Raw genomic sequence first — 14156 nt, 5'->3', positions numbered from 1 at the left:
TGCCGGATTAAGGAGACAAATTAAATGTTGATTTTGACTCGCCGAGTTGGCGAAACCTTGATGATCGGCGACTCGGTCACCGTGACCGTGCTGGGCGTCAAGGGCAATCAGGTGCGCATTGGCATCACTGCGCCCAAGGACGTGGCTGTGCATCGCGAAGAAATCTATCAGCGCATCCAACGCGGTGAAGATGCCAACGCGCCCGCGCAACCCGCAGAAAGCAGCTCATCCAGCTGACGATTTCGTTTGCCGTCACCTCTGTCAGCCGGTATCCTAAACGGCTGAGGCGGTGCATTGCTGTCCGCTTCGAAATCCCGGAGAGTTGCCCGAGCGGCTGAAGGGGCTCCCCTGCTAAGGGAGTATAGGGTCAAAAGCCTTATCGAGGGTTCGAATCCCTCACTCTCCGCCACTAGCAAAAAAACCCTGATTTTCAGGGTTTTTTTTGTGTCCGCGGTCTTCCGCTCCGTATCGCCGGAAGAGCGGCGCCTGCTGCGCGGATGCTTCGCTGTCCAGCCGGGATTCCGCCGGCCGGAGTTGCCATCGGTCGCGCAAACAAAAAAACCAGCGAGTTGCCTGCTGGCTTCTTGTTTCTTTCTCGGTGGTGCGCCCGGAGAGATTCGAACTCCCGACCGCCTGGTTCGTAGCCAGGTACTCTATCCAACTGAGCTACGGGCGCATTAGAAGCGGAATTTTGCACGAACTGAATTGAGCCGTCAATCATCCGGCATCGATGGCCCGGGTGCCGGCGAGACAGTCGCCCTCTCTACCAACCGTTCCTTCTGTCGGCTGTCGCCCCTCGGGACCGCCGTGGCGATCTGGTGCCGGGTGAAATGTGCGGAAAGTCCGTCCGAAGCGTCTGTTCGTCCTTCCCGTTTAGCGGGGCGTTCACGCCGGAATGTGGACAATGTGCGGGCAGGGGATCAACGGCGCCATGGCGCTGGGGGTTAAAAGCAAATGCAATGTTTGAAAAGGTTTTTGTGTCTGGCGGGTCTACTGGCGATGATTCCTGCCGCCGCGTCGGCCACCACTTACACGGTGGGACCGTCTGGCCGTCAATACACGCAGCTATCCGCGGTCTTCAGCAGCAACAATCTGGCAGCAGGCGATATCGTCGAAGTGGACGGCAACGCCACCTACACCGGCGGGATCGTGGTGGGCGATGACGACGGCGGCACCGAAGCCAATCCGGTCGTCATCCGCTGGCGCCGCGTCGCCGGCGCCACGCGCCCGGTATTGCAGGGCGGCGGCCATACGATCAAGTTCGAGCAATCGAACCACATCGTGTTCGAAGGCTTCGAAGTCAGGGGCGGCACCAGCACCTGCGTCTTCAGCGAGGCGCATGACGTCACTGTCCGCGATGCCTACATCCACGATTGTCCGTCGCATGGAATATTGGCCGCCGACCAGAACTCGGGCGCGTTCACGCTGGAATACAGCGAGATAGCCAATTCCGGCCAGGGCGACACCCGTCATGCCATCTACATGCAATCGGACGAGGTGGCTTTTCCCGATACCGTGTTCCGTATGCGCTACAACTATGTGCACGACGCCACGGGCGGAGTGCTGGTACGGGTGCGCCATCAGAGGGCGGAGATCTACTACAACTGGATCGAGGGCTCCAATCTGCACGAGATCGAGCTGATAGGGCCCGATTGCGAGACGCAGAAGCCCGCATGGACCGCCGACCTCCGGCGAGAGGACGCGGACGTGGTCGGCAACGTGATCATCCACAATTCCAGCAGCCGTTCGGGTAACGCGTTGCGTATCGGGGGAGATCTGGAAGGCCGCAATCAGGGCAGAACCCGGTTGGCCAACAACACGATCGTTTTCGATCGTACGGGCGCGGTCAACGCGGTGCTGGTGCAGCTTGGCCAGGGATCGCTGGAGATGCACAACAACGTGGTCTATCAGCCGTCCGGGACGCCTGCGATCGTGCGGGAAAATCCTGCCAGCAACGTCAGTGTCCCCACTTGCGGACCGCAGAGCCGTGAGCCGTGGTCCGGAGGCCGGAAGGTCGCCGGCAGCAACAACTGGGTACAGGCTTCGGCCAGCCTGGTGCCTGCGGAATGGACCGGGACCTTGCGCGGCGCCGACCCGTTGCTGACCAGCGTCGCCCAGCGCTCGCTGCGGCCGCTGGCCGGAAGTCCGTTGATCAACGCCGGCAACAATTCACCCGCGACGCCTGCGGCATTCCCTTTCCCGACGCCTCTGGTGCTGGCCGCTTTCGACCCGCCGCTGCGCGCGAAAATGGCGATAGGGGCGCAGAAGCCGCGCACGCCTTTGGATGGAACGATCGACATAGGCGCTTTGGAACAATTCGAATCGACCGGCGCCCCCATCCGCGTCAACGGCTCGCAGCCGATGATTCCGCCCCGGGGCGGGCAGGTTGCCGCTCCCGCGCCCACGCAGTCCTCCGCGCAGGCGCCGGTACCTGCCGTCCGGGGGCAGCAGGCCAGGCCAACGGTCTGGCGCCAGTCGCCGGCCAAGCGCTATCGGCGCTTCATAGTGAAATGACCTGCATGGGCGTGGACCGGCCCTTCCGTTGATACGCTGACGACCAGCCGCCGCATAGGCGGCTGGAATCGTTTCTGGGCCGCCTGCGTTGCCGGAGAGGAGAACAAGGATTCCGGCCTTGGCCGGATCGTCACCCCTGTGGCGTTGTACTGGGTAGCCCACGCCATGTGGGTGAGCGCTGGATCGGCGGCCCCTGGCGGGAGGCCGGAACAAAGGAGCGCCAGCGCTGAACGGCACGCCACGGGGGAACAGATGCCTGGTTCGATGACATTGCGTGGAAGCGGCGACGCTCCCGCCGGAAAACTTCTGCACCGCCGTCAGTACGGACTGTGCGCGTCCGTCGTGGGAAGCGACCGATGAAGTCCGCCAACGCAAGCCGCAAGACCCGCGCCGTGCGCTTGCTCTGGCTCGCCGAAATGCTGGCTTTGGTCCTGGCGGTCATGTTCGCGGCCTGGATCCGTTTCCACAACGATCCGGAAAGCCACTTCGTTTTCTCCCAGCAGGCTCCGCTGCGCGCGGTGCTGGTGGCGCTGTTCATCACCGGAGCGATGGCCGCCTTCGGCATGTATCAGGTCCACGTCCGCCACAACCGGCTGGATTTCCTGTTGCGGGCGACGCTGTCGTTCGCTTTCGGCGGCGTCGCTCTGGTGGTCCTGTACTACCTGATTCCGCCTACCTATATAGGCCGCGGCGTGCTGGCCATGTCGCTGGCGATGGGGTTGGCGGGCGTGATCCTGGTGCGGGTGATATCGGTGCGCGTAATCCGCGCCGATTCGCTGCGCCAGCGGATTCTGGTGTTCGGCGCGGGCAAGAACGCGGAGCTGATCAACAGCCGCATGCGTCGCCAGTCAGACCGCCGTTCGTTCGTGGTGGTGGGCTTCGTGCCGGTGCCGGGACAGGCGGTTCTGGTCAGCAAGGATCTGCTGGAAATGCCGGAAAGCGGCCTGCACGAGCTGGCCGAGCGCCTGCAGATCGATGAGCTGGTGATAGCTCCCGACGAGCGCCGCGGCGGTCTTCCCATGGAAGACATGCTTACCTGCGTGCAGCGCGGCATATCGGTCATCGACATCTCCACCTTCTTCGAACGCGAAGCCGGCATGGTGCAGCTCAATGTGGTGGACCCGTCCTGGCTGGTGTTCTCCGGCGGCTTCGACTATTCCACGCCGCGCAGATTGAGCAAGCGCTTCTTCGATCTGATCGCCGCCAGCATTCTGCTGCTGATGGCATGGCCGGTGATGCTGATCGTCGCCCTGGCGGTACGCCTGGAGTCGGAAGGGCCGATCCTCTACAGCCAGACGCGGGTGGGCCAGCGCGGCCAGAACTTCACTTTGACCAAGTTCCGCAGCATGCGCGTGGACGCGGAAAAAGACGGCGTGGCGCGTTGGGCCAGCAAGGACGACGACCGCAGCACGCGGGTAGGAAAATTCATCCGCCTGACCCGCCTGGACGAACTGCCGCAGTTGTTCGCAGTGCTGCGCGGCGACATGAGCTTCGTCGGGCCGCGGCCGGAGCGCCCGCACTTCGTCAATCTGCTGTCGGACGAAATCCGCTACTACGGCGTGCGCCATTGCGTGAAGCCGGGCCTCACCGGCTGGGCGCAGTTGCGCTATCCCTACGGCGCGTCCGTGCAGGACGCGGAGGAAAAACTGAAGTTCGATCTGTTCTACGTGAAGAACCACGGCCTGGTGTTCGACCTGATGATCCTGCTGCAGACGGTGGAAGTGGTGATGTTCGGGCGGGGCGCGCGCTGATCCGCGGCAGCGGAATCCGGTCTGCGGCAACAACCGCGCGGCGACAGCCGCAACGCCCGATTCAACCGGGAAGCAGGCTGCGCACGGCGCGACGCAAACCGAAAGGGACCAGTTTCAGCAGATCTCCGCGCAGGGCCCGGTCGGGCGTCAACCGCCACGCCCGCGCCGCCAGGTTCCAGCCATCGCGCCAGCGTTTGCGGATCAGCATTCCGCGCGCGTTGCGTGCGTAGGTAGCGGCCAGCGCGCGTCGCAGCTCGGTATCGTCGACCATACCCTTGGCGTTCTCGACGGCCCGCTCGACAACGCGCACGTAGTCGTCGTACGTGGAGGATTCGGCCGACAATCCGTCGTGCCCGCGCATGGCGCGGACCAGCGAGGCTTCCACCACGCCGATCCGCCAGCGCTGCGCCACGCGCAGATGGAAGTCGATGTCTTCGGCGGTGCGCAGACCGGTGTCGAACCCGCCTACGTCTTCCACCACTTCGCGCCGCAGCATGGCCGACGCGGGCGCCAGGGCGGGGTTGTGGATGATCCAGCGCAGGACCCAGCCGTCTTCGGGAATGGTGTCGCGCCGGCGGAACACGTCGATCAGGCGGTGATCGCCGTCCACGCGTTCCACGTCGCAGATGACCATGCCGAAATCAGGGTGGGCTTCCATCCACTCCACTTGCCGTGCGGTCTTTTCCGGCAGCCATTCGTCGTCGCTGTCCAGCAGGGCGAAGTAACGGCCCCGTGCGATCGACATGCCATGGTTGCGCGCGGCGGAGACGCCGGCGTTGGGCTGCCAGGCATAGCGGATACGGTCGCCGTAACGTTCCCGCAAATAGGCCTCGGTGCCGTCGGTGGAGCCGTCGTCGATCACCACGATTTCGTCGACGCGCCGGGTCTGGGCGAGCACCGAATCTATCGCGCGGACCACCAGTTCGCGCCGGTTGTATGTGGGTATAATCGCGGAAACTTCGATCGCTGGCGCCATGAAGGACTTCTCCAAAAAACTGCTTTACGCCAGCGGTCTGCTGGGCCTCTACCACCGCCTGCGCAATGCCGGCAGTCTAACCGTGGTGATGTTCCACCGCACGCTGAGTCCGGAAGATCCGCGCTGGCGTACCTGCGATCCCGACTACACGCTGTCCATCGCCCATCTTTCCGAATCGCTGGCGTTCTTCAAGCGCCATTACAACGTCGTCTCGCTGCAGCAGGTGCTGGAAGCGCACCGCACCGGCGCGGCATTGCCGCCGCATGCGTTGCTGATCACCTTCGACGACGGCTGGTCCGACAATGCCGACTACGCATTGCCGGAGCTGCAGCGCGCAGGATTGCCGGGATTGATGTTCGTGGTGGCCGACGCAGTGGGAACGCAGCAGCCCTTTTTTCAGGAGCGCCTGATTTCCGCCTGGCGCCGCGGCCTGTTGCGGGTGGATGAGCTGGCCCGCGCCATGGCGCCCGCGCTGGCCGAAGCGTGGACGCCGCAGGACGAGTCGATGGGCTCGCTGCGCAACGCCATCGCCAGGCTCGAAAAAATAGATGCCGGGCGCAGGGACGAAATACTGGCCCCATATCTGCAGGCGCTCGATGACGGCCTTCGGCACATGGTCGATGTGGGCGAACTGCGCAAGTTGCAGGCAGGTGGAGTAGCGCTGGGCCTGCATGGCAAGACCCACACGCCTATGACGCGCGCGGCCGATGTGGACGCCGAACTGGGCGGTGCGCGGACAGAGTTGGCGCGGCATCTCGGGCAGCCGCTTCCCAACGCCGAATCCATGTCGTTTCCGCATGGCGCCCATACGCCGGAAATCGCCGAGCGCGCCCGCCAGGCGGGTTACGAACTCGTATTCACCAGCGTGCCGGTGCTCAACCCGGTGGCGCCAAAGCCTGGCTGGTTGCTGGGACGGACGGGCTTCGAAACCGATACGGTGGTCGATGCGAAGGGGCGGTTCCGTCCCGATTGGCTGGCGCTTTACCTGTTCCGCAGGCAGAGCAGACGGTTGGCCTGACGCGCGGGCGGCAACGGCGCCGGCACGCATCGCCTGGAATTCCCGGGCACGCAGACTCGCTGGACTATTCGTCTTCATCCGCGGAAGTCAGGAACAGATCCATCGCCTGAGGATCCGCTGTTTCGTCACGGCTCCAGCGGCCGAACACAGGCCGGCGGCTGCGTTCGACGAAGCCGCAACGCTTCCAGTTTTCCAGGCGCGCATCGTCGGCTGCGATCTCCATGGAAACCGATGCGTGGCCGGCTTCGCGCGCGGCGCATAGCAATGCCAGCAGATGCGAACGTTCCATGCGGCCGCGGCCGGCGGCCGACCAGAAGTCGCGCACATGCAGGGTGCCCGCTTCCACCTGCGTGGCGAACCAGGCTTGCATGCCCGCATCGCCCGCTGCAGTGAGGAACAGGTAGCGCGTGCGCACCAAAGGGGAGTCGTCGAACCGCCATTTGCAATGTTTGCTGTCGCGAATGGCCAGCAGCCCGCTGCCTTTTTCCGAATCCCGCCACAATCGGTCCATCGCCGGATCGGCACGATCCGACCACGCATAAGCCAACCGCGGCCCGAAAGCGCGCGCCAGCCTGTCCTTTGCCGCGAACACCATATCCGCCAGTGCGCCCAAGGGCACGGCGAGCCAAGCGGGAAGCTTGTTGCGCAGATATCCCGCATGGCGCAGCACGTGCGCATGACGCACGATGTCGGTGAATTTTTCGTAGCCGATGCGCTTGAAAACCGCGGCCGCCTTGGGATTGGGAAATCCGTACAGCAGATCCAGCTGCTGCCGGCCCGACTGGATCAATCCCTGTTGCAGGATGAGGGCCGGACCCAGCGAACGATGCGCCGGCGTCACCGTCAGATCCACCAGCACGCCGGCGCGTATCTCCTCGCCACGCCACAGCATGCGGCGGCGGCCCGCGCAGGCGGTGCCTATATCCGTGGCATCGGGCGTGTAGTGCAGCAGCTGCAATACAGGCGGCCCGAACGGACAGCCCAGATAGAACCATTCGTACTTCGCCGCAATGCGATCTTCCTGCCCCAGGTTGCCGTGCCAGATCGACAGCACGGTATCGCGGTCGCGCAAGGCGTCGCCGTCGCGGGTCACGTACTGCGGCGGCGGCGACAGATCGTTCATCGGGTTCAGTCGAGTTCGACCACCGGACTCATCAGTACCGGGGCCTGATGCAGGTAACGGGTGGTGCGGCGCTTGTTGCGGATGTCTTCATACACCGCCTGCGCCTGCGTTTCGCTGATCTTGAGCGCCGCAGCCAGGCCGCTCGCGGGCACGTCGTGGTTGAGCGCCCACAGGGCGATGTCCATCTGCTGGTAGGGCAGGGCGAAATAGAATTCGTCCTGGCCCTGGCTGAGGCTGTAGGTGTCGGTGGTGGGAATGGCGGCGCAGACGCGCTCCGGCAGGCCCAGGTGACGCGCCATGCCGTACACCTGCGATTTGTATAGATGCGCGATGGGCTTGACGTCGGCAGAACCGTCGCCGTTCTTGACGAAGAAACCCTGGTCGTATTCCACCCGGTTGGGCGTGCCCACCACGCCGTAGTTCAGGCGGTCGGCATGGAAGTACTCCAGGGTCTTGCGGATGCGCTGCTTGAAATTGGTGGCCGCCACAATGGTCAGGTAATCCTGCAGCGGCAACTCGCGTTCGACCATCGCACCGTCGGAAGATTGCGCGATCAGGCGGAAGCGGTTGATGCGGCCTTCGGTGCCGCCGTCGATCACGATCTTGAATTTCCAGCCTTCGCCGTATTCCGGCAAGGCATGCCGCACCGCTGCGTCGCGCGCCGTGTAGCAGCCTATCGCGGCCAGTGCGGGCGCGATGTCCACCGTCTCGGTGCGCACGCCAAGATGCTTGGCCAGGATATGCGCACGCGCGGCGCTGTCGTCGGAGGAGTCCTGTTCGGGCAGGATCAGGGTGAACACGCGATCGGGGCCCAGCGCCCGCACCGCCAGCGCGGCGCTGACCGAACTGTCGATGCCGCCGGAAATGGCTACCACCAGGCCGCGTCGGTGCAGCTGCCGCGCGGTGACTTCGCGCAGTTTCGCAGCGATGCGATCCGCTTCGGCTTCGTAGTCGATATCAAGGGTGCTGGCGTCGAGAGTGGTCATGTTGTGCTCTGTGGTTCCATCAGTTGGACGCGCCGGACCTTGCCGGAAGCGGTGCGCGGCAGGGCGTCGACGAAGGCGACGTGTTTGGGGATCTTGTAGGGGGCCAAGCGGGCGCGACAATGCGCCTTGATGCGGTCTTCCGCGCGCGGCGGCAGGTCGCTGGCGACGACGAAAGCCTTGATCACCTGGCCCAGGATTTCGTCTTCCACGCCGACAACGGCCACTTCGGTCACGCCCGGAATTTCGGCGATCACTTCCTCCACGTCGGTAGGGTGCACGCGGTGCGCGCCGGTCTTGATCATGTCGCTGCGGCGTCCTTGCAGGAACAGGTAGCCGTCGCCGTCCAGGTAACCCACATCGCCGGTACGCAGCCAGCCTTCGGCGAGCACGCTGGCGGTGGCGGCCGCGTTGTCCCAGTAGCCCTGCATCACGTTGGGGCCTTGCACCCACACTTCGCCGCTTTCACCGACGTCGGCGGGACTGCTGTCTTCGCGCAGGACCTTCCATCGCATGCCTTGCACGGGAATGCCCACCGAACCCAGTTTCTCGTCCAGTTTTTCCGGCGGCAACCAGCTGATGCGCGAGGTCGCCTCGGTCTGCCCGTACATCACGAACAAGCGCGGATGGGGCAGGGCGGCGCGCAGGCGCTGGGTCAGCTGCGGCGACATCGCCCCGCCGGCCTGGGTCAGGTAGCGCAGCGAAGAGAAATCGTATTCGCCCAAGGCGGTGTGCTGAAGCAGAAGCGCATAGGTCGAAGGCACGCCGGAAAATCCGGTGGCGCGTTCCTGCGAAAGCGACTGCAGCACCAAGTGCGGAAACAGCAGGTTGGGCGCCAGCACCACGCAGGCGCCGCTGATGAGATGGGTATGCAGGACCGATGCGCCGTAGGCGTAATAGAAAGGAAGCACGCTGAGCACGCGGTCTTCCGGTCCCAGTCCAAGGTAGGACACCACCGCTTCGGCATTGGCGGCGAGATTGGCGTGGCTGAGCATCACTCCTTTCGGTGCGCCTGTGGTGCCGGAGGTATAGAGAATCAGCGCGGTGTCGCTGTCTTCGACTATCTGGATTTCCGGTGCGGCTGTTTCTTCAGACGACGGAAGCAAGGGCTCCCCATCCGCCAGCACGGTGCGGCTACCGCCGTATCCGATCTGCTCCAGCGCCAGCTCCGCATCGCGGTGGCCTTGTTCGTAGACCACATGGCGGGCGCCGCAATGCTGTAACCAGGGCGCGAAATCACGCTCGCGCGCCTGCGCGTTCAACGGCACCACCACGGCACCGGCCAGCCAGCCGCCATAGCAGGCGACGGCGGCTTCGATGCGATTGGGTAGTAACAAGGCCAGGCGATCGCCCTTCGCCAGGCCCTGTTCGTGCAGCCGAGTAGCGAAAGCCTGCGCCTGCTGCCAGAACTGGCCGTAATCGATTATGCGCGCACCATCCACCAAAGCGGTGCGCTGCGGTGTTTCCCGGGCGATGCGGGCGACGCGGCCAGGTAATCCGTTCACGTGCGGCCTGCTGGTCAGACGGCGAGTTTGCGGCGGACGAATTCGTCGACGGTCTGGATCGAATCGAAATTCGCCGGGATCATTTCATCCGGCACGATGGTCAGTTTGAACTCGTCTTCCAGGAAGAAGATCAGTTCGTGGATGCCCGTCGAATCGATGATGCCGCCACGTATCAACGAGTCCTGGTCCCCTATCGCGGACTCGTCGTCCGAGAACAGGAAGTTCTCCAGTATGAATTTCTTGATCTGTTGCTTGTGCTGCATGCGGATCCCCCAATCTCCCTTGGTGCTAACAACATGAACGCGGGTTGGGCCTGATTCCGGCCAGTACGCGGGCAAGGAGGCCGGGCGCCGCCGTCTCCCGCCCGCTACCGGAAGCGGGTGCTAACATCCGGGCATCCCTGCATTTCCACGGAGTCGTTGCCATGCGCATTCTGGCTGTCCTCCTGTTGCTCGGCCTGTCGGCTTGCGGCGGCAAGGAGCCTGCTTCCCCGGCCAGTGAGCCGCGTGCGGTGAACGCAGCGCCCACCGTGCACGCGTCCGAGAAGGGGTCTTACGCGGTGACCGAGCTGGTCGCCGGCCTGGAGCATCCGTGGGGGCTGGCCTTCCTGCCGGGCGGCGACATGCTGGTCACCGAAAGGCCTGGCCGCCTGCGCCGTATTTCCGCAGCGGGCGAGGTGTCGGCGCCCATCACGGGCTTGCCGAAGATCTTCGTCGATGGCCAGGCCGGTCTGCTGGATGTGGCGGTATCGCCGACCTTCGCCAGCGACAACCTGGTCTATCTGTCCTTTGCCGAGCCCACCCTGCGCGGCAACAAGGCCGGCACCTCGGTGGTGCGCGGGCGCCTGCAGGGCGGGGCGCTGCAGGATACGAAGGTGGTCTATCGCCAGGAGCCGAAACTTTCGCACGGCACTCATGTGGGTTCACGCCTGGTCTTCGACGATGCCGGGCATCTGTTCATCACCCAGGGCGACAACCGCGTGGCGGCCGCTGCCGCGCAGGAATTGGACAAGCTGCAAGGCAAGCTGGTGCGGATTTGGCCTGACGGTCGCATTCCCGACGACAATCCCTTCGTCAAGCGTACCGGCGCAAGAGGGGAAATCTGGTCGTACGGCCACCGCAACATGCAGGGCGCCGCGCTGCATCCGGTGACGCGGCAGATATGGACCAGCGAACACGGCCCGATGGGCGGCGACGAACTCAATATTCCGCAAGCCGGACGCAATTATGGTTGGCCGGTCATCACTCATGGCAAGGATTACAGCGGCGAGCCCGTGCCCGGATCGGTCGGCAATTCGGCGCCGGGTATGGAGCAGCCTCACCATGTCTGGGCGGTATCGCCAGGACTTAGCGGCATGGCGTTCTATACCGGCGATCTGTTTCCGCAATGGCGCGGCAATTTGTTTCTTGGTGCGTTGGCGTCGAGTGAGTTGATTCGTTTGGAGTTGGATGGCGACAAAGTTACGCACGAAGAGCGTTTGCTCGGTGCGTTGCAGCAGCGCATCCGCGATGTGCGGCAGGGACCGGAGGGGGCGATTTATGTGTTGACGGATGCGGTGGATGGGAAGGTGTTGCGGATTACGCCGACGGTCCTTTAGCATTGCAAGGACGTGCACGATGCAGGTCGGGGCGCACCCACTCGGAAAGACATGATTTCTATTGTCGATGAAGGTCGCGGAAGAAGGTTAGGGCGTGGCGGCCGAGTAAGCTGTTGCTTTCTTGCCGGATTTGAAGAAAAGCGGGCTTCGGCCCGCTTTTTTCGTAAAGATACGTAAGCCCTTTCGGGCGAAAAACGACTGTAAGCATTCCGCCCAAAGGCGGCATGTCCCGGTTGCATGCCGTGAGCCGTGGAACATTAATCGTCAACCGTTGCCTTTCGGCAACGCGCGGGATATACAGACGCGGCAGCGCCTCGCAATGAGGTTCTGAGCGGGGCGGGGATTTTCTTAAGCCGATGCAGGGGGCGCGTGTGGGCAGAGGGTCGCAAAGATTTGTTTTCCTGTTGGCGGCTTTGCTGCCGCTGTCGTTGTTGGCGCAGACAGCGGAAAAGGCGTCGTCCGGCATTCGCGTGGAAGCCACGGTGGAGATCGCCGGCTATCTGGCGCGCACCCGCGGATTGGATTCCGGCGACTACACCGTCGAGGCCATTCCTGAGGCGACGGGCCGGCTGGTTTTCAAGATAACGGTCAGCAATCCCGAGAAGGCGGCCGTCAATGGCGAAAGAGTCGTCGAGATATTCGTCGATTCCAAGACCTACGCCGTCGTCGGCGAGAACCAGGTCGAGTAACCGAATTCGAAGCATAGCCATAGAACGGCTCCAGGAGCCCGGGGATAAAGGATGGTTCGCGTAGCCGTAGCGGTAATGCTGTTGTTCTTTCATGTTTCTGCCAGCGCGCAGACGGCGGGGAAGTTCGCGTGGCAGGAGACCGGCCAACGCTTGAAGGCCAGTCAGGCCGTTTCTCCGCTTGGGCCCGACTTCGCGGGCGATCAAGTCCAGCTGTCCAATGGCGCCTTGTCGTTCTCTGCGACCGACGTGAGCCTGCCGGGCAACGACAGCTTGCCGCTGGCTTTCTCGCGCTCGTACACGGTCATGAACCGCAAGGACTATTACAGCGAGGACATGCTCGCCGACTGGTCTGTCGATCTTCCGAACATAAACGCCGTGCATACCCCCGACTGGAATGCGCCTGGCGCCTCGCCGGGCAGTCGTTGCTCCGTGGCCGCGCCTCCCGCTCTTCCTGGTGGCGGCTACACTTACGAAGACTATTGGCAAGGCTTGAATCTCGATCTGCCCGGGTCGGGAGGCGATGTACTGGTCGCCAAGCCGGCCATCGCCAAGCCATCGTCCGGCGGGCCTTACCCCTGGGTGACGGGCGACGGCAAGACCCATATCGCCTGTCTTTCAACGGTGCTCAATGCGACCGGAGAGGGGTTCATCGCCACCACTGCCGATGGCACGCGGTACTGGTTCAACTGGATGGCGCAGTACCGCATGCCCGATATGAAGGGAAATATGCTGGATGTGAACGGGCATCCGGTCTATGCCTACCAGACGCGGCGAAAGAATGCGCTCTACGCCACCCGTGTCGAGGACCGCTTCGGCAACTGGGTGACTTATACCTATTCCAACGCATGGAATGCGCCGGCGCGCATGACGGGCATGCAGGCCAGCGATGGCCGGCAGCTGACGGTCAGCTATTCAGGCAGCTTTGTTTCCAGCGTGAGCGATGGCACCCGCTCCTGGAACTATGCCTATGCGGATACTTCTTCCGGCCGGAAGACGCTGAGTTCGGTGACTCTGCCGGACGGGAGCGCCTGGAACATCGGCTTCGCGGAGTTCACCAACGCCGAGATAAAGTACAACGAAGCGCCCACGGGGGAGATCCTGCGTTCCTGCACCAATCCGGAAACGCCCTTGAATGCATCGCTGGCGCCCGTGGGGACCCTCAAGCATCCCGCCGGAGCGCTGGGCACTTTTACGGTCAACATCCAGAAACACGGGCGCAGCAACGTGCCTGTCAGCTGCGGGCACGTGACGACCTATCCCGTAGGCGCGCCAGCAGGCAGCGGCAACAATACGACCGACGACGTCAATTTGTGGGCCAACTCGGACAACAGCTTCACGTTGTTGAAAAAAGGAGTTTCCGGACCCGGGTTGGCGGCTGCGGAGTGGAATTATTCCTACGTTCCCGGCATCAGCAGCTACCGGTATCCGGGTACGACGATCATGTATCCGGTGTGCAACTGGAGCGCCTACAACTGCGCATTGCCCCACTGCACCTCCGACAGTTGCGCAGGTTCCAGCAAAACCACGGTGACCGGTCCGAATGGAAAATGGATCCGCTACACCTATGGCAATAGTTATCGCTACAACGAAGGCAAGCTGCTCAAGGTGGAGGAGGGCACCGGCGAGACCGCCGTGCTGCGCACGGTCGAGAACGCCTACGATTTGAGCGGGGCGGATCAGGCTTATCCGGCCAGCTATGGCAGCAGTCTGAAGCCCGGGGGCGACGGATTCACGGCCGAATATCACCGCCCGTTGCTGCAGGCCGTCACTTCCCAGGACGGCGCGACCTTTTCCTCGTCTGTCGATCTCTGCGGCGCCGTCCGTTGTTTCGACGCCTTCGCCCAGCAAACCAGCGCGACCAAATCCAGCTCGTTGGGGTTCTCCAAGCAGGAGAGCTACGAATACGAGAACAACACGGGCAAGTGGGTGATCGGGCAGGTCAAGAAGATCACGGTCAACGGCATCGTGGCGGCCCAGGTGGGCTACGATCCGGTGACCGC

Annotated in this window: 11 protein-coding genes, 2 tRNA genes and 1 pseudogene; 8 read left to right on the top strand and 6 right to left on the bottom strand. The window is 63.5% G+C overall.

Annotated elements, in window-relative coordinates; all coding sequences use genetic code 11:
* Window positions 1-24: 24 nt before the first annotated feature.
* Both csrA and CSC73_RS14385 read left to right on the top strand, forming a co-directional pair.
* The gene (csrA, locus tag CSC73_RS14390; protein WP_163841498.1) at window positions 25-237 is read left to right on the top strand and encodes a carbon storage regulator CsrA; all 213 of its coding nucleotides are present in this window, start codon (window positions 25-27) and stop codon (window positions 235-237) included.
* A 79-nt stretch (window positions 238-316) separates the two neighbouring features.
* A tRNA-Ser gene (locus tag CSC73_RS14385) sits at window positions 317-409 on the top strand.
* Between the two features lie 190 nt (window positions 410-599).
* On the opposite strand, the gene CSC73_RS14380 is transcribed toward CSC73_RS14385, so the two are convergent.
* A tRNA-Arg gene (locus tag CSC73_RS14380) sits at window positions 600-676 on the bottom strand.
* Window positions 677-999: 323 nt separating this feature from the next.
* On the opposite strand from CSC73_RS14380, the gene CSC73_RS14375 reads away from it, so the two are divergent.
* The gene (locus tag CSC73_RS14375) at window positions 1000-2514 is read left to right on the top strand and encodes a right-handed parallel beta-helix repeat-containing protein (protein WP_163841496.1); all 1515 of its coding nucleotides are present in this window, start codon (window positions 1000-1002) and stop codon (window positions 2512-2514) included.
* A 356-nt stretch (window positions 2515-2870) separates the two neighbouring features.
* Window positions 2871-4265, top strand: coding sequence for a TIGR03013 family XrtA/PEP-CTERM system glycosyltransferase (locus tag CSC73_RS14370; protein ID WP_163841494.1), 1395 nt, complete (start codon window positions 2871-2873; stop codon window positions 4263-4265).
* A 61-nt stretch (window positions 4266-4326) separates the two neighbouring features.
* On the opposite strand, the gene CSC73_RS14365 is transcribed toward CSC73_RS14370, so the two are convergent.
* Window positions 4327-5241, bottom strand: a complete 915-nt coding sequence (locus tag CSC73_RS14365) for a glycosyltransferase family 2 protein (RefSeq protein WP_163841493.1) — start codon at window positions 5239-5241, stop codon at window positions 4327-4329.
* Between CSC73_RS14365 and CSC73_RS14360 the strand changes: the two genes are divergently transcribed.
* Window positions 5240-6259, top strand: a complete 1020-nt coding sequence (locus CSC73_RS14360) for a polysaccharide deacetylase family protein (protein ID WP_163841492.1) — start codon at window positions 5240-5242, stop codon at window positions 6257-6259. The two genes, CSC73_RS14365 and CSC73_RS14360, sit on opposite strands and share 2 nt — an antisense overlap.
* A 64-nt stretch (window positions 6260-6323) precedes the next feature.
* Here CSC73_RS14360 and CSC73_RS14355 read toward each other — a convergent pair whose 3' ends face one another.
* Genes CSC73_RS14355 through CSC73_RS14340 form a run of 4 tightly spaced genes read right to left on the bottom strand, consistent with a single transcriptional unit; the run spans window position 6324 to window position 10133 of the window.
* Window positions 6324-7382, bottom strand: a complete 1059-nt coding sequence (locus tag CSC73_RS14355; protein WP_163841483.1) for a hypothetical protein — start codon at window positions 7380-7382, stop codon at window positions 6324-6326.
* 5 nt (window positions 7383-7387) lie between these two features.
* Entirely contained in the window at window positions 7388-8368 is a 981-nt protein-coding gene (gene nadE, locus CSC73_RS14350) for an NAD(+) synthase (RefSeq protein WP_163841480.1), read from the bottom strand.
* Window positions 8365-9870, bottom strand: coding sequence for a class I adenylate-forming enzyme family protein (locus tag CSC73_RS14345; protein WP_163841475.1), 1506 nt, complete (start codon window positions 9868-9870; stop codon window positions 8365-8367). Before CSC73_RS14345 ends, nadE begins: the two co-directional genes overlap by 4 nt.
* 14 nt (window positions 9871-9884) lie before the next feature.
* Complete coding sequence (locus CSC73_RS14340; protein ID WP_093280582.1) at window positions 9885-10133, bottom strand: acyl carrier protein; 249 nt, start codon at window positions 10131-10133, stop codon at window positions 9885-9887.
* A gap of 161 nt (window positions 10134-10294) precedes the next feature.
* Between CSC73_RS14340 and CSC73_RS14335 the strand changes: the two genes are divergently transcribed.
* From CSC73_RS14335 to CSC73_RS14325, 3 genes and pseudogenes are all read left to right on the top strand, one after another.
* Window positions 10295-11467: a PQQ-dependent sugar dehydrogenase gene (locus tag CSC73_RS14335; RefSeq protein ID WP_163841472.1), complete on the top strand. Its 1173-nt coding sequence runs from the start codon at window positions 10295-10297 to the stop codon at window positions 11465-11467.
* 404 nt (window positions 11468-11871) lie between these two features.
* Window positions 11872-12156, top strand: coding sequence for a hypothetical protein (locus CSC73_RS14330; RefSeq protein WP_163841467.1), 285 nt, complete (start codon window positions 11872-11874; stop codon window positions 12154-12156).
* A 51-nt stretch (window positions 12157-12207) separates the two neighbouring features.
* Window positions 12208-14156 (top strand): annotated as a pseudogene (locus CSC73_RS14325) (RHS repeat protein); the annotation flags it as partial.

The sequence above is a fragment of the Pseudoxanthomonas sacheonensis genome (assembly GCF_010093305.1).
Classification (GTDB): domain Bacteria; phylum Pseudomonadota; class Gammaproteobacteria; order Xanthomonadales; family Xanthomonadaceae; genus Pseudoxanthomonas_A; species Pseudoxanthomonas_A sacheonensis.
The sequence above is the reverse complement of the archived record's forward strand: the minus strand, read 5'-3'. Positions and strand labels throughout refer to the sequence as shown.